Raw genomic sequence first — 21,012 nt, 5'->3', positions numbered from 1 at the left:
TTGAAATTCGTTAAAATATTATTTTTAGTAGCATTCATCAATGCTTTCGGCCAGACAGGTGTTGATAATCAATTGGCAAGTTATAACTTTCCTAAGATCAAATCCAGCATTACGATGCCAGTGACGATCCCACTTGCAGAACTTAGCAATATGGTAAATGCCTCTGTAAAAGATCTCATTTATCAGGATGATTCCTATACAGATAACAATAACGATCAGTTTAAAGTTAAAGTCTGGAAAACCAGACCGATCCGTTTGGTAGGCGGAACCAGCCAAAACCTACTGATTGAAGTACCATTAAAGATCTGGGCCGAGAAAGGAATTGGAACTTTGGGAGTATATTCCTACCAAAATACCACTTTTGAAACGGTAATGTCCTTTAATACAACTGTTACTTTTAAAAACAACTGGACAATTACTACCAATACCCAACCTAATGGCTTCCGATGGGTAACAAAACCTGTACTGGATTATGGAAGAATACAGATTCCAATCACTCCTATTGTTGAAAAAAGTTTGAAAGAACAACAGGAGAAATTCTGTAAAACCATCGACCAGCAAATGGCTACTCAGTTGAATTTTCAACAATATGCAGTGATGGCCTGGAATACATTTGCCCAGCCATTCAATATTTCTGAAGAATATAATACCTGGTTGAAAGTAAGTCCGGTAGGCGTTAATATCACTCCATTAAAGTTCTACGGAAATCAAATCAATGCAACCCTTGGAATTGATATTTTCTCGGAAACATTTACAGGAAATAAGCCTGCAGCATCACCCACTGTAACTTCAGCGAGTAATTTTAACTTTTCACCTACTGTTGCAGACAAATTTGTATTGCAGACAACAGCCAATATTCCCTTCACAGAAGCCAGCAATATGGCCAGGAAGACTTTTTTGAATAAAGAATTTGATATCAGAGATTCCAAAGTAAAAGTAACAGACATCAGAGTATATGGTGTAGATAACAGAATTGTTATTGAAGCACAGACAGAAGGCTATATCAAAGGAACCGCTGTTATTTCAGGAACTCCTGTATATGATGAAACTAAAAGAAAAATTGTTCTGTCTGATACTAAATTCAAATTGAAAACAATGAACATTCTTCAAAAAACAGCCTCTCTCTTATTCCAGGGAAAAATCGTAAAGATGATTGAAGAGGAATATGGAATTCCAACCCAGGAACTGGAAGAAACCTCAAGAAAAAGTATTGAAGAAGCCTTCAACAAAGAATATTATAAAGGATTAAAGATGAGTGGAAGGGTATTTAACCTGAAACCAAGTAAAATTCTACTCAACAGTACAGGAATTACAGCTGTAATTGATACCAATGCAACTTTAAAACTTCTTGTCAACGGATTTTAAAACACCTATGAAAAACTAATAACCGCCTATGAAAAAAATTCTAAATATTGTTGAATACAATAAGGCTTCATTATGGATTAGACTAGCCAATAATTTTATAGATCTTACTGTAGTATATATTACCAACTATCTCATCACTATTATTTGTAATTTTCTTTATAAAATAACTTCCATTGATTTTTTTTACTTCTATAATAACGGAGGGATCTTATGGGGGATCTTTATTGGAAACTTCAACTATATTCTTTATTATTTTCTAATGGAAAATTATCTGGATGGACGAACAGTCTCAAAATATATTACAGGAACTAAAGTAATCAGTACAGACGGTTCTAAACCTAGCTCCAAACAAATTATCTACAGAAGCCTTTCCAGAATTGTTCCTTTTGATGGACTCTCTTTTCTCGGAGTAAACGGTTGGCACGACAGCTGGAGCTATACAAGAGTAATTAATGTTAAAAATTATATATCTGAAATTCAAGCAAAAAGCGAAATTGACAGTTTAGGAAAGAAAGAAATTGCATAAAAACTTTGGTTTGTATAGAAATTTAGCTATATTTGCACACCTCAAAAATGGTAAGACATGGTACTTTGGCCGAGCGGCTAGGCAGTGGTCTGCAACACCATCTACAGCGGTTCGAATCCGCTAGGTACCTCTTAAAAACCTCTAAATAAAATTTAGAGGTTTTTTTATTTTCAATAATATTATTTTCAGTTAAATACATCATTCATCTTAGACTCTTTTTACATTAAATAAAAAAATTAGACCGTCTCAAAAGGACGGTCTAATCTATATATACATTAATTTTCTTGATTAATAAGCATAAAATGCTATTCCTTCATATACCCAGCCATTTCCACCATTACCTAGTTCTGCAAAATTCTTAGTATAAAGGTGACCACTTTTTGAAGGCCTGAAATATCTATAAACCGGAGAAGCATTCATCGCATCCTTGTTAATAGAGTATCCCAAATTTTCGATAACAATATACCCTTGTGATTCTGCACTTTGTCTTTCAATAGCAGTTGTAACTAAAAGATTATCTAAATTTTTTGGATGAATCATACTTATAACTGAACTTCCCGAATTACCTGGAACCCATGCAGATTCCAATCCAAAACCTACTTGTTCATACTTCCAGTCTAACTCATTTGGACTTTGTCCCGGAGGTCTTGTATTGATTCCAAAAAAATGTTTATGCACCTTATAACTATACCATCGGTCAACTTGAACCAAAGTCATACTCATCTTTTCAGAACCTTTAGCTAATATAGAATTTAAAGAAGGAGAAGAGGATACAACCGCTTGATTTTCTGTTTGAATTTCCGCCTCATCTCTTCCACATGATGTAAGTGTTAGTACAAATAATGATGCTAACAATAGTTTTTTCATAATTATTAATTTTTTATCAACTGCAATTATACAATAAATATCACCAATAAGAGAATAAAAAAACATGATATTAATCCACTAATGATCGATAGTTTAAAACAAATTAAAATTCACAGAATATCATAGAATTAGATTTTTAATTATACGACAAACAAAATAGGTTTTGCTATTACACTAAAAAATCCTGACCGTAAAAAATTAAGACATCTTTCAGCAGCTTCATATGTAGCAAAAAAAATCCTCGGAAATTCCGAGGATAAAAACTAATAACCATGAAAACTCAAATTAAACATGAGTTGCATTGGTATATTGAAAAATCGTGCCAAGAATTACTTTTTTTGAAAAAAAATTAAAATTTATTTCATAAACAGAGAAAATACAATTAAAAAATAACTACACAAAACACACTGAACATTAAATATATACAAATAATAACTCCACTAAACACTACAAAGCCATTTTTAAATACTGAAAAAGTTAACAATTTAATAATCTGAAAAAAATTAAAATAAAAAAATCAGACAAAAGAAAGAAATTCTTAGAAACTCAATATGAAGGCAAAAAACTACCATGTGACACAATTTTGTCATATTAAAAGAAAAGGCCCCCATACAGGAGGCCTAAAAAACACAAATGATGAAAAAAATCTATTCAGAAAAATCCAAACAGAATATAATGTATACCTTTTATTGTTATATCCTTTCCGTACGGAATTCTGATATATCTAAAAGTTATTAATTACTATGTACCGATTAAAAAAATCCTCATTCGAGGATTAGTAAATGTAGAGAAATAATTTGTGTTCCACAAAGTTATTCTTCCCATGTGATGGGAACATATATTGTAATATACCCGTCATCGTCTATATTCTCATCCGATACAGTAGCAATTACTGTTCCATAACCTACCCAGCCACCCTGGCCCTGAATTCCTGAAACTTCATAAGTTCCCTCTGGAAGATCTTCTTCAGAATACTGTGGAAGCGCACGGTAATTGTATTGACCAGTGAAATAGTCAACCCCTGTAGCCGTATTTTTAGCAACAAAACCACCCAGATCAAATCCTGAACCTGAAAGCATTTTTGTTCCACTTTTAGAAATAAGTCCATAACGAACCGGATATGTTTTTGTCTTTGCTTCCTTAACAGAAACTTCTGTATTAGCTTTAGAAGGCACTTCTACAAGATCAGTAGAAGAAAACGAAGTAGTAACAGCCAGCAATCCTACGACAGCTGCCACTGTAAAAATTGATTTTTTCATATTGAAAGTAATTTAGTTTCTCAAAAATAGTCAACCTAAATTAATTCAACAAGAATTGAGGATTAACTATATCTTACAAATTTCCTCCAATAAAAATTCCCAAGCATAACCAGGGAACTATGATGAATCTCGTTTAGAAGATTAATTTTCAAATCTGAAAACCAAAATTCTTTGCTCAAACTTTATGCCTGAAATTTTCACATCTGCTTTATGACAACAAGATTGATCAGGATTTACAATTAATTTAATTCTTTCACTATCAACTTTAACACTCTTTAACTAAAATTTGGCTTCATAATTGAAAATAAAAATAAATCTAAAGTCGTTTTGGCTTAAGCTTATTAAAATTTGAATTATGAGAAAGATAGTATTAGCAGGTTTTTTATCCGTTTTCTTATTAACGGCCTGCAAGAAGGACGACACAGTTGCTGAGAAATCACTGGAAGAGCAAAAACTTGAATTCCAGTCAAGACAGCTTGAAATAGAGAGACAAAAGCTGGCTATTGAAAAAGAAAAGTTAGTATACGAAGCTCAGAAAAAAGCAGATAGCATCTCTGAATCCAAAAAAGCAAAAGCTACTGCTGAAAATAATTCGAAACCAAAAGTGATAAGAGAAACAAGAACAGTATATCGCGACAGAAGCTCTAATTCCAATTCAGGCGGAGGAAGCAATGGAGGATATGCCGACAACGGAAGCAGTGCTTCACAGGGAACTACTCAGAAAAAAGGAATGAGTAAAGCAGCCAAAGGTACTATCATTGGTACTGTAGGTGGTGCTGCTGTTGGAGCAATTGTTGCTAAGAAAAACAGAGGTCTTGGTGCTGTAATTGGTGGTGTGGTAGGTGGAGCTACCGGATATACCATCGGTAGATCACAAGATAGAAAAGACGGAAGAGTTCAACCCAGATAATATTTTCCACAAAAACATATATAAAAGATTGCTTATTTTTAGGCAATCTTTTTTTATGATATTGATTCTGTTTTCCACTATACTACTCATTCCAGTCCTATCAGGGCTCGGAAAAATTATGGAAAAATTCTGTGGAATTTTATTTCAGGGAATCTCCGGAAAAGTACTTTCAGGAATCATGGGAATAAGTCTGATATGGACCGTCATTTCTTTTTTTATTCCTCTGAATATTTACGTAGAAGTTCCTACTCTTTTATTAGGCCTACTCTATTTTTTTAAAGAAAAGGTATATCAGGAATTCTATCTATTTTTTAAAAAGATATTCTTTTAACAGCATTCATTTCGGCTATTATATTATTTGCTGGAGCTTACCATCCTTATATATTGGATCATTTCGGGTATTATGTCCCTACCGTCAAATGGCTTACAGAATATGGCCTTGTGAAGGGAATTTCCAATTTGGATCTTACTTTAGGACAAATGTCGGTATGGCATATTTACCAGGCAGGTTTTTCCAATTTTTCAGATCCTTTTTTAAGGATCAATTCAATCCTGTTAGTTATCTACACCATTTATAGTATTGAAAATAAAAGTTGGATTCATCTATGTTTCCTTCCCTTTTTATTACTTTTCTCACAGTCACCAAGCCCGGATCTTTCGGTCATTGTCTTTTCTTTAATTATTTTAAATGAAATAATATCCGGAAATAAAAATATCAATATACTCTTTGCCTTTTCTGTTTTTGTTTTTGTTATAAAACCAACCATGATCTGGCTGCCCCTTCTGGTTTTCCTTTATAATATTTGTATTGTCAGATTAAATTTTAAAACACTGCTTTTCGGTGGAAGTATCCTTTTTCTATTCTTTATTAAAAATATATGGACATTCGGATATCCAGTATTCCCTGTATCAATTGGTGACTTTGGTTTCAGTTGGAAGCCTAATCCCGAAATATTAAAAATATCTTCACAATATGCTGTCATGAAAACTTATGATATGCAGTATTCGTATGAAGAAATTCAAAAATTTTCTACATGGGATTATATAAAAAACTGGTTTTTTCTAAAAGGGATCAAATCAAAAATTAATATTCTTTTTATAGCAAGCTTATTGAGTTTTTCAGCATTTGCTTGGGTAAAGAAAAAAAAACTCATTACGCTGATCTGTATTTCTCTATTGATAAAAACTCTATTAGTACTGGCTTTTTCAGCCCAATACAGGTTTTTTATTGATGTGTTTTTCGTTGTATTCTTCGTTCTTTTCTATGAGTGCTGGAATAAAAGAAAATCAGTTGTTGTTTTTTCTATACTCAGTGTATGTTTTATTGCATTACTATCCTTTCCAGGCCTTATTCAACAATATATTCCTAGTTTTCAATTAGGGAATTTCATAGCCGGATTTAAAAAGGAGCAACTTTACCAACCATCAGTTTATGAATATCATCAATTTGATACTTTTAAAGTAGGAAACCTAAAGTTTAATGTTTCTAAAAACTATCCTTACAACTTTGAAACACCTCTTCCTGCTATTTCCACAAGTTTTATTTTTGATGATGTAAAAGCCGGAATTTTCCCCCAGCTCATTGATGAAAATAACATTGCTAAAGGATTTATCTGGAAAACAATAACTTCTGAAGAAAAAAAAGAAGCCGCAAACGCTATCAATACGATCGAAAATATTTATAAACAGAACAATTAATGAAACTTTATTATCTGAAGAAAAAAAGGTAATTTTGTATCATGTTCAACACATTAGGTAATCTTCTTAGTCTTACAACATTTGGAGAAAGTCACGGAGTGGCTTACGGCGGTATCATCAATAATTTTCCGGCAGGTTTAGCGGTGGATCTCGATAAAGTTCAATACGAACTGAACCGAAGAAAACCCGGTCAGTCTGCTATTGTTACTCAAAGAAAAGAAAGCGACACAGTAAAGTTTCTTTCCGGGATCTTTGATGGAAAAACTACAGGTACGCCTATCGGTTTTATCATAGAAAACGAAAATCAGAAATCAAAGGATTATGACCACATTGCTGGAGCATATCGTCCAAGTCATGCCGATTTTACGTATGACCAGAAATTTGGTTTCAGAGATCACCGTGGCGGGGGGAAATCTTCGGCAAGAGAAACTATGAACTGGGTAGTTGCCGGAGCATTAGCCAAACAACTTTTACCGGAAATTGAAATCAATGCCTATGTTTCGTCTGTAGGTGATATTTTCTGTGAAAAGCCATACCAGGCTCTTGATTTTTCTCAAACGGAAAGTAATGATGTACGTTGCCCGGATGCTGAAACGGCAGAAAAAATGATTGCCAGAATCAAAGAAATTAAAAAAGAAGGAAATACAATTGGCGGAACCATTACCTGCGTGATCAAAAATGTTCCTGTAGGAATTGGTGAACCTATATTTTCAAAATTACAGGCAGAATTGGCAAAAGCAATGCTCAATATCAACGCCTGCAAAGGTTTTGAATATGGAAGCGGATTCTGTGGTGCAAAAATGACAGGAAAGGAACATAATGACCAGTTCAACACCGATTTTTCTACAAAATCTAACCTATCAGGCGGGATCCAGGGTGGTATCTCTAACGGAATGGATATCTATTTCCGTGTGGCCTTCAAACCTGTAGCTACTATTTTAAGACCTCAGGACAGTATTGACAAAGAAGGAAATCCTGTTATTGTGGAAGGAAAAGGCCGTCATGATCCATGTGTAGTTCCAAGAGCTGTGCCTGTGGTCGAAAGCCTTGCTGCATTTGTTTTGGCAGACTTATTCTTAATTAATAAAACAAGAAACATCAATAATTTTTAATCTAAATATTTTTGGTAATGAAAAATTACTGGGATCAGGGAATTTCTTTTGAAGAATACCTTCAAATTGCACAGCAAAGATTAGATCATCCTGCCAACGAACAGGAAATTGAATATAAACAATATTATGAGCTTGGGCTTCACAGAATGGACAGAACTGTAAAAAAGTATGTTCCGGATGAAGATCAGAGAAAAGAATTAGAAGCTAAGAATTTCGATGGAAAGATTTTAATCATTTCCGAAGCCTGGTGTGGAGATGCCAGTGCAACAGTTCCAGCTCTATTCAAATTCTTTGAAGGTCATAACGAGATCAGAGTTTTTCTAAGAGACAGTGATAAAAGCCTTATCAATCAATTTTTAACCAACGGAACAGAATCTATTCCGAAAGTGTTGATCCTTGATAAAGATTTTAATGTAAAAAATTCATGGGGCCCACGTCCAAAGTATGGATATGAGCTACTAATGAAATATAAAGCAGATCCTGAAGGCTATCCAAAAGATACATTTTATAATGACCTGCAGATCTATTATGCTAAAAACAGAGGTAAAGATGCCGTTCAGGAGATCTTAGATCTGTTATAAAAAAACAGAATATGAAAAAAGGGATTATTTATATTATAATTATTGTCATTATCGGTATTATTGCATTTGTACCTGGAGTAAAGGATTTTCTGAAAAATCAGTTCTTTCCGATTGCTACGATTGAAAACGCAGTACATATCAGTGAAGAAGATTATGACGTAGAGCTTAAGGGAATCAATGCACCAAGCACCAACCTTAAAAATTTTAAGAACAAAGCTGTTTTCCTTAATTTCTGGGGAACATGGTGCCCACCATGCAGAAAAGAATGGCCATCTATTCAGAAACTGTATGATTCCAGAAAAGAACATGTAGATTTTGTTCTTATTGCGATGAATGATAAAGAAGAAGACGTAATAAAATTTTTAAAGGAAAATAATTATACTGTACCGGTATATATTGCTCAAAGCCCTATATCTGAAAAGATTCTTCCTAAAGTTTTCCCTACCACTTTTCTTCTGGATAAAACCGGTAGAATCCTTATTAAGGAAGATGCCACAAAAGACTGGGACTCAGAGACTGTGCACCAGTTTATTGATAATATCATCAAATAAATTTTAACTAAATTTTATAATTTGTTGGTACAGGATTTGTGAAATTTATAATGTTGAAAAATTTATGTAAATCCAAACACAAAATGAAATATTCAAAATTAAATCTTGCAAAAGAAGCTATCAGTCACAAGGGCTTTGTAAAAAAGATCCCTGATATTTTCAGAATGGTAAAAATGTGGAGAAAAGGAGCTTATCCTATGAAATCCATTGACATTATTCTTCCGCTATTAGGAATTCTGTATGTCATCTCTCCCATTGACCTTCTTCCTGAATTTGCGATCCCTGTACTTGGAGTGATGGATGATCTGGCAGTATTGTCACTTACAATTCCAAAACTCATCAAAGAGGTTGACAAATTTTTACTTTGGGAAGCTGAACAAAAATATAAAGGTACTCAAGTGATTGATGCCGAGATCATAAAACAATAGTTTATTTATATTTTCAAAACCATTCTGATACTTACAGAATGGTTTTTTATTGAGCAAATGGGCGATAAATTTTTAAGCCTTATTTCAAATCCTTAAATTTGCAATATCTAATAAAAAATAATGGAAAGTAAAAAAGAATTCTTTTTGGAGTGCTACAAGCTAGGCATCATTAAATTTGGAAGGTTTACCTTAAAAAGTGGTATCGAAAGCCCTTTTTATGTAGACTTAAGACCTTTGGCTTCAGATCCTAAAATCTTAAAAAATCTGGCTAATTATTTATTGGAAATGCTTCCATTGGATAATTTTGATTTAATATGTGGAGTTCCTTATGCTGCTCTTCCTATGGCGACTGCGATGTCATTGGAAAGTTATATTCCATTAATTATTAAAAGAAAAGAAGCAAAAAGCTACGGTACAAAGAAGTTAATTGAAGGAATTTACCAGAAAGGGCAAAACTGTCTGCTGGTAGAAGACGTTATTACTTCAGGAAAATCTTTGCTAGAGACCATCCCTGAAATAGAACAGGAAGATCTTAAAGTTTCTGATATTGTAGTAGTGCTGGACAGAGAGCAAGGTGGGAAACAGCTGTTAGAAAGCAAAGGTTACAGAGTACACACTCTTTTCAATATTTCAGAAGTATGTGGAGTTCTTCAGGAAACCGGTGAGCTATCTGATGAAGAAGTAAAGAGAATTCAGGATTTCTTACAGGGTAACCACATTCAGTTCGAAGAAGAAACCAGAGCCTCTTATGAACAAAAACTAAGCAATACCCAGCATTCTGTTTCTAAAAAATTACTGGAAACAGCTATAGCAAAAAAATCTAACCTGATTGCTTCTGCAGATGTTACAACCACTCAGGAATTATTGACATTTGCTGAAAAAGTGGGGCCACATATTATTGCTTTAAAAACACACATCGATATCATTTCTGATTTTGAGTACGAAAAACAATTACCCCTTTAAAAGAAATTGCTGCAAGACATCAGTTCTTATTAATGGAAGACAGAAAATTCGCAGATATCGGAAATACTCAGGAATTACAATTTACAAGCGGAGTTTTCAAAATTACTGACTGGGCTGATTTCGTAACCTCTCAGGTTATTGGCGGTTTTGAATCTTTAGACTGCTTCAAAAATGTAGGCGTTGTAGCCATTGTTGGAATGTCTTCAAAAGGTGCATTAACTACGGCCAGCTACCGTGAAGAAGCATTAAAAGTAGCTGTATCTCATCCTAACGTAATTGGTGGAGTTTCTCAGAATAAAATTCCTGAAGATCTTCTATTATTCACCCCAGGGGTAAACCTTGCAGATTCAGGTGATGGAAAAGGACAGCAGTATAATACTCCTGAGCATGTTTTCAAAACTTTACACACAGATTTCATCATCGTAGGAAGAGGAATTTATAAGTCTGAAGATCCGGAAGCAGCTGCAGTTACTTATAAAAATGAAGGTTGGAATGCTTATATTAATTCTTTGGTAAAAAAAGCAATTCAGGATTAAAATCTTATAAAGTATATACAAAATAAGCTATATTTGAGCTTTATCACGGATATTTGAAAAAGATCAGCATTTGCCTTATTTTGTTTTGTGGAGTTATACAGATTTCTGCACAGAAAGACAGTATATACATTGGAGCAAAACTTTCTCCTGACAGAAAAACCCTTGAGGTGAATCAGGAGATTGTTTATTACAATCATTCAGACAAAGACCTGCAGACAGTAAAACTTCTGAATTGGGTTTCCGCTTACAACAAACGCGGAACATCCCTAGTCTACAGAAAGCTGGAAGACCGAAACAATGACCTTCATTTTGCTAAGAGCCATGAACTGGGAAAACTTCTTGAACTCAATATTAAAGATTCAGGAAATCAGGAAATACCCGTTAATACAAATTCAGATGAAAATCTTTTTCTTCCTCTGAAAGAAGCATTAAAACCTGGTGAAAGTACTACTCTGCAGTTACAATACCGTATACAGCTTCCCGATAAAAAATTTACGGGATATGGAACATCCGGACAGAATACGGCTTTAAAATATTTCTTTATTGTTCCGGATCGTTTTGATCCGGACAATATTTCTCCAAGAAAATACCACGATATTGAAGAACCGGTAAGTTTCAATACTTTCTGGACCGTAAATTTTGATATTCCTGTCAATAGCTTTATCGAAAGTAATCTGCCACAGATTCAGCTCAACTCTTTTCAGGGTTATCTTGACTCAGATCCGGAATTTTCTGTTTCTCCAAATGCTTACCCCATCATAAAATCCAATATTGATGGCGAAGATATTGAGGTAAAGTTTGGATATAATCTTAAGCCTGAAGAAAAACAGAACCTGGAATTTTACTTACCTCTTCATTTAAAATTTCTGAAAGAAAAAATAGGATCCCTTCCAAAAAGCATATTCATTTCAGACAAATTCAGGGCTAAAGAGGATTTCTTTGGAAATAACGATATTACTTTCTGGAAATTCAGATTCCAGCTATTTACAGATGCTGAAAAAACAGATCTTGATTATTTCGGAATCATTACAAAAAAAATTCTTGATGAAGAGATCATCGCAGATAAACAAAAAGATCACTGGTTCAAAAATGGCTTAAAATCCTATCTTGAAATACAGTATCTGAAAAAATTCTATAAAGACACTAAACTTTTAGGAATACTACCCGAATATAAGATATTTGGGATTAAACCTTTAAAATTCTTCCATGCATCCAAAGTAAAGCTCCTGGATCGTTACGGATTGGCTTATCAATATATCATGCTTCAGAATCTGGATCAGAAAATTGACGAAGATTTTAATAGCTTGAGTAATTTCAACGATATGGCCATCAGCAGTTTTGAAACAGGAAGTCTTTTCAATTATTCTGCTGATAAAATGGGTGATCAGCCATTCAATGATCTTGTAAAAGAATATCTTTCAAAAAATTCTGGAAGTAAGATTAATCCTAATGATTTTTTGAAATATTTATCCTCTAAAGAAAAGTCTGCCCATTATCTGGAAAATTTCTTTGAACAGAAAAACAGAGTAAATTTTAAGCTGAAACATATTACAAAGGAAAACGATTCTTTGCAGATTAAAATTGCAATAAATACAGATACTCCTATCCCGGTAAAGCTTGAAACAGAAACCAAAAATGGGGAAAGAAAATCTTACTGGATAGAAACGGAAGAGAATGAGAAAATAAAAGAAATCTCTCTTCCTGCCTCGGATAACATTTATAAAATAACCTTAAATAATGGTTACATTTTCCCGGAGTCCAGTTATCGGGATAACTTTCTGTATGCCAAAGGAATATTTTCAAATACAAAAAAGATTAAGTTTAAACTCATAAAGGACATTCCTAATCCTGAATACAATGAAATTTATGTAAGTCCTAGAGTCCGGTTCAACAACACTTATGATAAGTTTTTGTTGGGTGCTAATTTTAAGAATCAATCATTTTTTGATCAGAAATTTCTGTATTCATTTACCCCAACATACAGTACCGGAACAGGAAAACTGACTGGTTCAGGTGGAGTATCTTACTCTTTCCTGCCAGCTGAAAGTATGTTCAGAAGTATAACATTTGGGGTTTCAGGATCTTATTTCCATTATGATTATGATTTAGCTTACAGAAAAGGTTCAGTATATTCAACCCTAAACTTTAGAAAAAATCCAAGAAGCACAGTAAGCAGAAGCCTTGGTGTTTCTTATAATTATTTTGAAAGAGACCTGAGTCCTATTATGATCGCCAATGATGATTACAAGAAGTATAACCTTTGGGGATTGGGATACAGTTACAGTGACAGTCAGATGATCCATGAGAAAAGTTTCAGTTTGAGTGCACAGGGAATGGAAGATTTTAATAAAATTACTGCTGAAGGATTCTACAGATGGGAATTCGCTCCAAGGCAGAAGCTAAGCGTCCGTTTATTTGCCGGATATTTCCTTAGAAACGACACCCGTAATGATTTATTCAATTATGGAATTTCAAGAGTGTCTAATTACACATTCTCTTATAACCTTTTAGGAGAAAGTGCCAGCAGCGGCCTTCTTTCACAGCAGTTTATTTTAGCTGATGGTGGATTCAAATCCTTTCTTCCAGGAACAGTTAATCAATGGATCACCTCTGTGAATGTAGATTCCAGCATTTGGAAAATATTTCATGTGTATGCCGATGCAGGAATGTATAAAAATAAGGATCATTCTCCAAAATTTATCTGGGATAGTGGAATTAAAGTAAGAATCATCCCGGATTTTCTGGAAGTTTATTTTCCGGTACAGTCTTCATTGGGATTTGAGCCCGGGTTTAAAGATTATGCAAAACGTATCCGATATACGCTGGTTCTTAATCTCGGATCAATTATCAATGCAGCAAGAAGAGGCTGGTATTAAAAATAAAGGAACAGCTTATATGTAAGCTGTTCCTTATCAAAAATATTAAAAAACTAATCTTTTACAATCTTTTGTGAGACCGGAGCATTGTTAACCGTTCCTGTCACAATATAAGTTCCTTTTGGAAGTTCTGTAATGTCTATGTTCTGAGCAAATTTTGTTGGAGATTTTTTTACAACCTGTCTGAAGGTATCGTATATTTTTACATCTTTAATCTGCATTCCGAAAAGCACATTTCCATCTTTTATAAAAGGATTCTGAACAAAACCAGCTTTTGCAGTACCTTCAGCAGAAAAATCGGCTCTGTTATCACTATTATTTTCTAAAGTTCTTCGGATTGCCGTTGAGGCTGTAGGAGAAGGAGCCGGTCCATCTCCTTTAAACTGGTCTGCGTTGGCACCATAGCCTACAAAATCCAATACATTGGAGGAGGATGGATTCATTACCTGTACAATATTTCCTGCCAATGCCAGCTTCCCAGATGTTCCTGAAATTCTTATTCCATTGGATTTATTAGGTGTGCCATCAAAATTTGTAACAGTTGTTGCTATAAAATCTGGTGTTGGCAACGCTTCTACTCCACCATCCACAGAAGCTTCCTGAATCAGATAAGTTTCTTCTGGTCCCAATGTAAAATCCGGCAGGGTATGATATTCAGTAAAAGCTCCAATTGCAGGGGCATATTGTATACTGGCTCCTGTTAAAGAAACCAAAGTGGTTCCTATATTTTTCAGGACAATATAATTATTTTTGAAAACAGCTCCTGAATTTCCATTTCCCCCATAAATCTCATTAATCACAATTTGGGCATTGGTAAGAGCAGTCATCAAAACTAAACCAGCAATAGTAAAGATTTTTTTCATTAAAATAATTTTAAGAGGAAGTTATGATAAAAATATCAAAAACAATACCACATACTTAGGAAATATACAAAAAACACCATCATAAATATTTTATACTCCTACCCGAAAAAAATCAAATGATCCACATAAAAAATCCGGCTATTTCTTCGAAATGGCCGGACTCTATTTTAATCTAAAACTAAAATTAGTCTTTTAAGATTTTTTGAGATACTGCAGCGTTGTTTACTGTACCTGTTACGATATAGTTTCCTTTTGCTAATTCAGCAACGTTTACAGTTCCGTTTTGTTTTACAGAAGCTTCTTTTACAAGTTGTCCGAACATATTGAAAACTTTTACATCTTTAACATCAGCTCCGAAAGTAATTTCGTTGTTTTTTACGAAAGTATTTTTCACGAAGTTTAATGATTTAATAGATGTTACATCAGAAACTCCCAAGGTACCACAAGGGTTTTGTGCATTTGTAGAGTTTATTGGTGTTGCTGCAGCTAAAGTAAAGTCCGCACCATTTTCATTAGTATCTACGCATCCCCCACTAGCTCTAAAAATAGCATTGACAGCTGTTCCCGCTGGTGCAGTAGCAGCTCCTTCTTTTGCATTAGCAGTTCCCATTCCTACAAAATCAATAGCACCAGTTGGAGCTGCTCCGTTAATTGTAGTTGAATTATTCATTAAAGCAACCTTACCATTTGCTCCCATATTGAAACCGCTTGCACCACTATCAAAATCAGCTGTAGGCAATGCTGTTCCAATATTAATATTAGCACTTGCAAGAGCTACTAAATAATAGGAATAAGGAGCTATGGTTGAACTTTGAGGAATTGTTACCTTTCCAGTCCAAGCTCCATTATTAGTAGCAGCTGCATATTGTACAGACCACCCAGAAACATCGACTGCTGCACTAGTTTTATTAAACAAAACAACGTAGTCCTTATTGTATGTAGCACCAGTATTACCACCACCAACATAAATCTGTGCAATAGTTACTTGTGCATTCATCATTACGGAAGCAAAAGCAACTCCTAAAATAGTAAAGATCTTTTTCATAAAATAATTTTTTTAAAATTTATATCGTAAAATTACAAAAAAAACCGCTATCCCTTTGAAACAGCGGTATATATTTAACAATTAATTAAAATTACCTTTTAATAATCTTCTCAGATATGGCTTCACCATTAACATTTCCTGCCACAAAATAAATCCCACTCTGTAGAGTTTCTATATTTACAGATCCATTTTCTGAAACAGAAGCAGTTTTTACAACCTGTCCGTTCACATTGAAAATCTTAATATCAGATTTGGCTCCAAAATAGACTTCATTATTTACAGAAGTATTTTTAATAAAAACTTGTTTTTTGCCTTTAACTTCTGTTGTTCCCAGACTTCCTGCTGCTGTCCAGGAAATATCATCCAAAACAATCTGTCTGCTGCCTGTAGCTCTGAATTCTATTACAACATCTCCAGAAATATTTGCAGTTAAAGTTCTCGTATAATTTGTAGCCATAGCATCTAATGCATAAGAATCATACATTGTTCCGTTAACATATACCTGAATAGCTCTATTAGCTGCTGTACCACCTGTAAAGTAAGATCTAACTGTATAGGTAATATTTCCTACTCCGGCTGCTCCGGAGTTTGCTTTTACATTTCTCGTTCCACTGGAATCAAAACCAACAGATGTTCCTGTAACATTATCTCCAGACGTAACTTTTCTTGCTCCACTATAGTTCCAAGTAACACTATTGTCTCCTACAAAACTTCCAGCTGTATAACCACCAGCCGTAGCACTCAAATTAGTAAATGATTCTGAACCTTGCGCTGATAATGAAACAGCAAGAACTGCAACAGCCAATAACGAATAAAGTTTTTTCATGATTATAATTTTATATTATTGATAATTTCAATGGCTAAATTACCCTTAAATTTAAGGGTATCACAATATTTAGATTAATTTTCTGTTAATAATAGTTGATCTACTGCTATTAACATTTTTTAATTATTTTTACGAATTATTTTTCAGGAGTTGCGGAATATTTTTATCCTATTCGTTGTATTTTTCTTTGGCATATTTTCAGGAAATGCTCAGGTATTTTCATGGAAAAATCCCAACGTTCCTGAAGACAGCATAAAAAAAGACAGTATTCTCGCTGCAAGGCTTGAACAGGACATTTTTGCAAAAGACACTTTGGATTTTATCCGAACTCATAACAGAATTGTTGTTGATGAAGCTGTATTGGCTAAAAATGATAAAAAAAGATTTTTAGGTGAGCTAAATTCCAAAGGGTCTATTATCCGCGGGATTACATTTGGTAATAATCAGGGACAGTCTGTACAGAGTTCTATGGATCTTCAGATCTCCGGTCGACTTTCAAAAGATGTCACCATTTTGGCCAGTATTTCGGATCATAACCTGCCTATTCAGGCAGATGGATATACCCAGACCTTAGAAGAATTCGATAAAATCTACATGCAGCTGAACATTAAGGATAAGTCTATTCTTAGAGCCGGGCATCTAGATTTAATGGAGTCTAAAAATTATTTTGCCAAATACCAGAGACGAAGCATGGGAATTCAGTTTCAAACGGAATTTGGAAAAGAAAATAAAACATTTGTGGATATATCTGCCGGTGTGGCACGAAGTGAATTTCACAGAATCCGTTTTCAAGGGGTTGAAGGAAACCAGGGACCTTACCGTTTAACAGGGAAAAATGGTGAACAGTTTATCACTCTGATCTCAGGTTCTGAACAGGTTTTTATTGACGGTATCCTAATGAAACGTGGAGAAAATCAGGATTATGTTATTAATTACAATACAGGTGAAGTTACTTTCACCAGTTTCCGCCCTATTTTCCAGCAAAATTTCATCACTATTTCCTACAACTACGCGAACAGGAATTATTCAAGATATTTATTTACCGGAAAACTGGAGCACCAAAGAGAAAAGTTCAAAGTTGGGTTAAACTGGTTTATGGAGAATGATAACAAAAATGCACCTCTTGCCTTAAGTTTATCAAAAGAAGATGAGCAGATTTTAGCTGATGCAGGAAATGACCCTAATCTGATGTACGCTCCATCAGGAGTTGTTACCGAATATGATGTTAATAAAGTTCTATACCGCTTAAATCCTGCCGGAAATTTCTATGAACTTTCTACAGATCCTAATGAAACTCTTTATCAGGTATCTTTTACTTATTTTGGAGCCAATAAAGGTGATTATAAAACAGCTAAAACGACTAATAACGGACGTGTTTTTGAATATGCGGGTCCTAATTCGGGAGATTACAGAGCGGTAAGAAAACTTCCTTCGCCACAAAAATCCCAGGTATTCTCTCTTAATTCTGAATATTTGCTGAATGAAGGAAAAATAGGAGCTGATATTTCCTTGAGTAATTATGATGTCAATCTATTTTCATCTAAAGATTCTAATCAGAATACAGGATATGCCTATCGTATTTTTGGAAATAAAACCTTTACAAAAAGTACATGGAAAGGAACACCAAGCTTTGAATATCAATACATTGACAAACAGTTCCATATCCTGGACCGTATCAATGATGTAGAATTCTCCAGAGACTTTAACTTAACACAGGAATTTAATAAAAAGACTCAGAATCGTTTTATCTTCAGCTTTTTAAACAAGTGGAATAATAAGTCTACTTTAAATTACCGTATCAATTATTTAAATGAGCAGGATTCTTACAAAGGGATTAAAAACGATCTTGATTTCGGTTGGATCACCGGACGTTTCTTCACAAAAGGAAATTTATCTTACCTAAGCACTAATGCTACGCTTCAGGACACCAAGTTCATCCGTGGTGGGATATCAACTGAATTTACAGGAAAGAAAGGAAGCTGGGCTATAGGGGGAAGTATGGAACATAATGAGAAGAAATACAATGACACTCAACTTATGGATGTCACAAGTTTCAGCTGGAAGGAAATTTTCGTTCAGAAAAAGATCGGAGACAGTACCCGTACAAAATTGCTTGCTAAAGTATACATGAGAGATAATGACTCTGTACGCGATAACAGGCTTCAGAATATGAACAATATTCTGGGGATCATGGCGGAAAGTCAGATTATCAAAACCGAGAGAACAACATTAAATGCCTTAATCCATTACAGAAAATTTTTCTACCAGACTTCGGATGTTGATGTAACCAGAAATAACGATTTTGTGGTTGGAAATATTCTTTACAACCAACAGCTTTTCAGAAATGGAATGCGTTTACAGGCTTTCTATGAATTAGGAAACGGACAGGAAGCACAAAGAGAGTTTCAGTATATAAAAGTAACAGACGGCCAGGGAGTCTATAAATGGACCGATTACAACGGTGATGGTATTCAGCAGCTTGATGAATTTGAGATTGCAGAATATTCTGATTTAGCTAAATACATTAGAGTCTACACCAATTCTGTTCGGTATATTCCATCCAATAAAAACAAATTACAGTTGGCTTTATTTGTAAATCCAGCGATTGTCTTTAACTCAGAAAATGCGTTTTTAAAACGTTGGAATTTCAATATTTCATTAAATTCTCAAAACTCTTTTTACAAAAAAGATAAAGTTCTGGTACTGAATCCATTTGAAAAAAACAGCGATCAGATTCTTAAAAATCAAAATATTTTAACATCAGTACAATTCAATCCAACGGATAAATCCGGATGGAATGGAAACTACCGATTTATTACAAATGATAATCTTATCAATGCTAATTTCAGTAATGAAGAACGTGAGCAGACTTCTCACTTCCTGAATATCGGTTATTGGTTCAATAAAGAATTCAGGATCGATTGGGAAAATTCTGTTCATGATCTCAAAAACTCATCACAGCTGTTTACCTCGCGAGATTACCGTTTAAATAATTTTGAAACAAAACCTAAGGCTACCTATAAATTTACAGATGCTATTCAAACTGAACTTTCTTCTGCTTATCGTCAGAAGAAAAGAGTAGATGGTGAAGAGTTCTTAAAAGCTTTTGATATCACTGGAACCGTACAATGGGAGTTCAGAAAGACTTCTATTCGTGGAAATTTCTCTTTCATTAATAACAATTTCAACGGTAATAATTTCAGCATTGTAGGAAATCAGATGCTTGACGGTCTGAAACCTGGAAAAAACCAGGTATGGAGTGTATTTATCCAACAGGCCCTTAATTCATTTATCCAACTGAACTTAAACTACGAAGGAAGAAACTCCGGAGAAAGAACTATTCATATCGGAAGCATGCAGGTAAAAGCAAGCTTCTAGAAATTCAAGGTTTAAGGTTTAAGGTTTAAGGTTTAAGGTTTAAGGTTTAAAATTAGTTATTTCTTCCTAGTTCAATATTTTCTATCATCCCTGCCCTAATATTCTAATACTCTAATACTCTCCCACTCTCAAAAATCTCTCAAACACCTTTCAATCTCATCATTTACAGTAATAGATAATATCATATTTCCAACTATTCAGAATTTTGTAAATTTGCACCATGATAAAAATAGGCAACATAGAACTGCCGGAATTTCCGCTTTTGCTGGCTCCGATGGAAGACGTAAGTGATCCTCCATACAGACGTTTATGTAAAATGCACGGTGCAGATTTAATGTATTCGGAATTTATTTCTTCCGAAGGATTGATTCGTGACGCTATGAAGAGTCGTAAAAAACTGGATATTTTCGATTATGAAAGACCAGTTGGGATACAGATCTTTGGTGGTGATGAAGAGGCAATGGCCATGTCTGCAAGAATTGTTGAAACAGTAAATCCAGACCTGGTAGACATTAATTTTGGTTGCCCTGTAAAAAAGGTAGTCTGTAAAGGTGCCGGTGCCGGAGTTTTAAAGGACATTGACCTTATGGTTCGTCTTACAAAAGCAGTAGTGAGTTCTACTCATCTTCCTGTAACAGTTAAAACCCGTCTGGGATGGGACAGCACTTGTATCAATATTGATGAAGTGGCAGAACGTCTACAGGAGACCGGAATCAAAGCGCTTACGATACATGCCAGAACCCGTGCACAGATGTACAAGGGAGAAGCAGATTGGGAGCATATTTCAAGAATTAAACAAAATCCTAATATTGAGATTCCAATTTTCGGAAATGGAGACATAGACTCTCCGGAAAAAGCGCTGGAATACAAACAGAAGTATGCTTGTGACGGAATTATGATTGGGCGTGCAGCTATTGGTTACCCTTGGATATTTAATGAAATCAAGCATTTCTTTAAGACAGGCGAACATTTACCTGCTCCTACTGTTTCAGACCGATTATTAGCGGTTCGTCAGCATGCTGAATGGAGCGCAGAATGGAAAGGAGAAAGATTAGGACTGGTAGAAATGAGACAACATTACGGTAATTATTTCCGTGGAGTTCCTCACTTTAAGGATTTCAGAAAAAAATTCCTGGAAGTATTCACCTTAGAAGAAATGGATGCCCTGATTAAGGAAACCCAACAATTCTACGAAGAATATCAGGCACAGGTATAAAAATAAAAACCA

17 protein-coding genes, 1 tRNA gene and 1 pseudogene are annotated in these 21,012 nt (G+C 34.5%); 14 read left to right on the top strand and 5 right to left on the bottom strand.

The window, feature by feature from the left end:
- The 3 genes from BOQ64_RS07340 to BOQ64_RS07330 all read left to right on the top strand — a co-directional run bounded on the left by BOQ64_RS07340 (position 1) and on the right by BOQ64_RS07330 (position 2,021).
- Positions 1 to 1,365, top strand: coding sequence for a DUF4403 family protein (locus BOQ64_RS07340; RefSeq protein WP_129054608.1), 1,365 nt, complete (start codon positions 1 to 3; stop codon positions 1,363 to 1,365).
- Positions 1,366 to 1,393: 28 nt separating this feature from the next.
- Positions 1,394 to 1,891, top strand: coding sequence for an RDD family protein (locus BOQ64_RS07335; RefSeq protein WP_129054606.1), 498 nt, complete (start codon positions 1,394 to 1,396; stop codon positions 1,889 to 1,891).
- 59 nt (positions 1,892 to 1,950) lie between these two features.
- Positions 1,951 to 2,021, top strand: a tRNA-Cys gene (locus tag BOQ64_RS07330).
- Between the two features lie 158 nt (positions 2,022 to 2,179).
- Here the strand turns inward: BOQ64_RS07330 and BOQ64_RS07325 are convergent.
- Together BOQ64_RS07325 and BOQ64_RS07320 are read right to left on the bottom strand one after the other, a co-directional pair.
- Positions 2,180 to 2,758 (bottom strand): hypothetical protein, encoded by a 579-nt coding sequence (locus tag BOQ64_RS07325; RefSeq protein WP_129054604.1) that lies wholly within the window; start codon positions 2,756 to 2,758, stop codon positions 2,180 to 2,182.
- A gap of 812 nt (positions 2,759 to 3,570) precedes the next feature.
- A complete protein-coding gene (locus BOQ64_RS07320) occupies positions 3,571 to 4,017 on the bottom strand; it encodes a hypothetical protein (protein ID WP_129054602.1) in 447 nt (148 codons plus the stop codon).
- Between the two features lie 355 nt (positions 4,018 to 4,372).
- Here BOQ64_RS07320 and BOQ64_RS07315 point away from each other — a divergent pair, with 355 nt between their 5' ends.
- From BOQ64_RS07315 to BOQ64_RS07280, 9 genes and pseudogenes are all read left to right on the top strand, one after another.
- Positions 4,373 to 4,927, top strand: coding sequence for a glycine zipper family protein (locus BOQ64_RS07315; protein ID WP_129054600.1), 555 nt, complete (start codon positions 4,373 to 4,375; stop codon positions 4,925 to 4,927).
- A gap of 118 nt (positions 4,928 to 5,045) precedes the next feature.
- Entirely contained in the window at positions 5,046 to 5,258 is a 213-nt protein-coding gene (locus tag BOQ64_RS23760) for a hypothetical protein (RefSeq protein ID WP_228448260.1), read from the top strand.
- Positions 5,249 to 6,625, top strand: coding sequence for an LIC_10190 family membrane protein (locus tag BOQ64_RS07310; RefSeq protein WP_410494443.1), 1,377 nt, complete (start codon positions 5,249 to 5,251; stop codon positions 6,623 to 6,625). Before BOQ64_RS23760 ends, BOQ64_RS07310 begins: the two co-directional genes overlap by 10 nt.
- A 41-nt stretch (positions 6,626 to 6,666) precedes the next feature.
- Positions 6,667 to 7,737 (top strand): chorismate synthase, encoded by a 1,071-nt coding sequence (gene aroC, locus BOQ64_RS07305; protein ID WP_129054599.1) that lies wholly within the window; start codon positions 6,667 to 6,669, stop codon positions 7,735 to 7,737.
- 17 nt (positions 7,738 to 7,754) lie between these two features.
- Positions 7,755 to 8,318 carry a thioredoxin family protein gene (locus BOQ64_RS07300; RefSeq protein ID WP_129054597.1) on the top strand — a complete coding sequence of 188 codons (564 nt, stop codon included), beginning with the start codon at positions 7,755 to 7,757 and terminating at the stop codon, positions 8,316 to 8,318.
- Between the two features lie 11 nt (positions 8,319 to 8,329).
- A complete protein-coding gene (locus tag BOQ64_RS07295) occupies positions 8,330 to 8,869 on the top strand; it encodes a TlpA family protein disulfide reductase (protein WP_129054595.1) in 540 nt (179 codons plus the stop codon).
- Positions 8,870 to 8,952: 83 nt separating this feature from the next.
- Positions 8,953 to 9,297, top strand: a complete 345-nt coding sequence (locus BOQ64_RS07290; protein WP_129054593.1) for a YkvA family protein — start codon at positions 8,953 to 8,955, stop codon at positions 9,295 to 9,297.
- 120 nt (positions 9,298 to 9,417) lie between these two features.
- Positions 9,418 to 10,796 (top strand): annotated as a pseudogene (pyrF, locus tag BOQ64_RS07285) (orotidine-5'-phosphate decarboxylase).
- Positions 10,797 to 10,849: 53 nt separating this feature from the next.
- Entirely contained in the window at positions 10,850 to 13,672 is a 2,823-nt protein-coding gene (locus tag BOQ64_RS07280) for an aminopeptidase (protein ID WP_228448258.1), read from the top strand.
- 53 nt (positions 13,673 to 13,725) lie between these two features.
- On the opposite strand, the gene BOQ64_RS07275 is transcribed toward BOQ64_RS07280, so the two are convergent.
- From BOQ64_RS07275 to BOQ64_RS07265, 3 genes are all read right to left on the bottom strand, one after another.
- A complete protein-coding gene (locus BOQ64_RS07275; RefSeq protein ID WP_129054591.1) occupies positions 13,726 to 14,535 on the bottom strand; it encodes a lamin tail domain-containing protein in 810 nt (269 codons plus the stop codon).
- Positions 14,536 to 14,719: 184 nt separating this feature from the next.
- The gene (locus tag BOQ64_RS07270; RefSeq protein ID WP_129054589.1) at positions 14,720 to 15,580 is read right to left on the bottom strand and encodes a lamin tail domain-containing protein; all 861 of its coding nucleotides are present in this window, start codon (positions 15,578 to 15,580) and stop codon (positions 14,720 to 14,722) included.
- Between the two features lie 91 nt (positions 15,581 to 15,671).
- A complete protein-coding gene (locus BOQ64_RS07265; protein ID WP_129054587.1) occupies positions 15,672 to 16,406 on the bottom strand; it encodes a T9SS type A sorting domain-containing protein in 735 nt (244 codons plus the stop codon).
- 150 nt (positions 16,407 to 16,556) lie between these two features.
- On the opposite strand from BOQ64_RS07265, the gene BOQ64_RS07260 reads away from it, so the two are divergent.
- Both BOQ64_RS07260 and dusB read left to right on the top strand, forming a co-directional pair.
- Complete coding sequence (locus BOQ64_RS07260) at positions 16,557 to 19,784, top strand: hypothetical protein (RefSeq protein WP_129059670.1); 3,228 nt, start codon at positions 16,557 to 16,559, stop codon at positions 19,782 to 19,784.
- A gap of 220 nt (positions 19,785 to 20,004) precedes the next feature.
- Positions 20,005 to 21,000: a tRNA dihydrouridine synthase DusB gene (gene dusB, locus BOQ64_RS07255; protein WP_129054585.1), complete on the top strand. Its 996-nt coding sequence runs from the start codon at positions 20,005 to 20,007 to the stop codon at positions 20,998 to 21,000.
- Positions 21,001 to 21,012: the final 12 nt, after the last annotated feature.

Source organism: Chryseobacterium sp. CH25, assembly GCF_004119455.1.
Lineage (GTDB): Bacteria > Bacteroidota > Bacteroidia > Flavobacteriales > Weeksellaceae > Chryseobacterium.
Note: the sequence above shows the minus strand (reverse complement) of the source record. Positions and strands in the feature narration are given on the sequence as shown.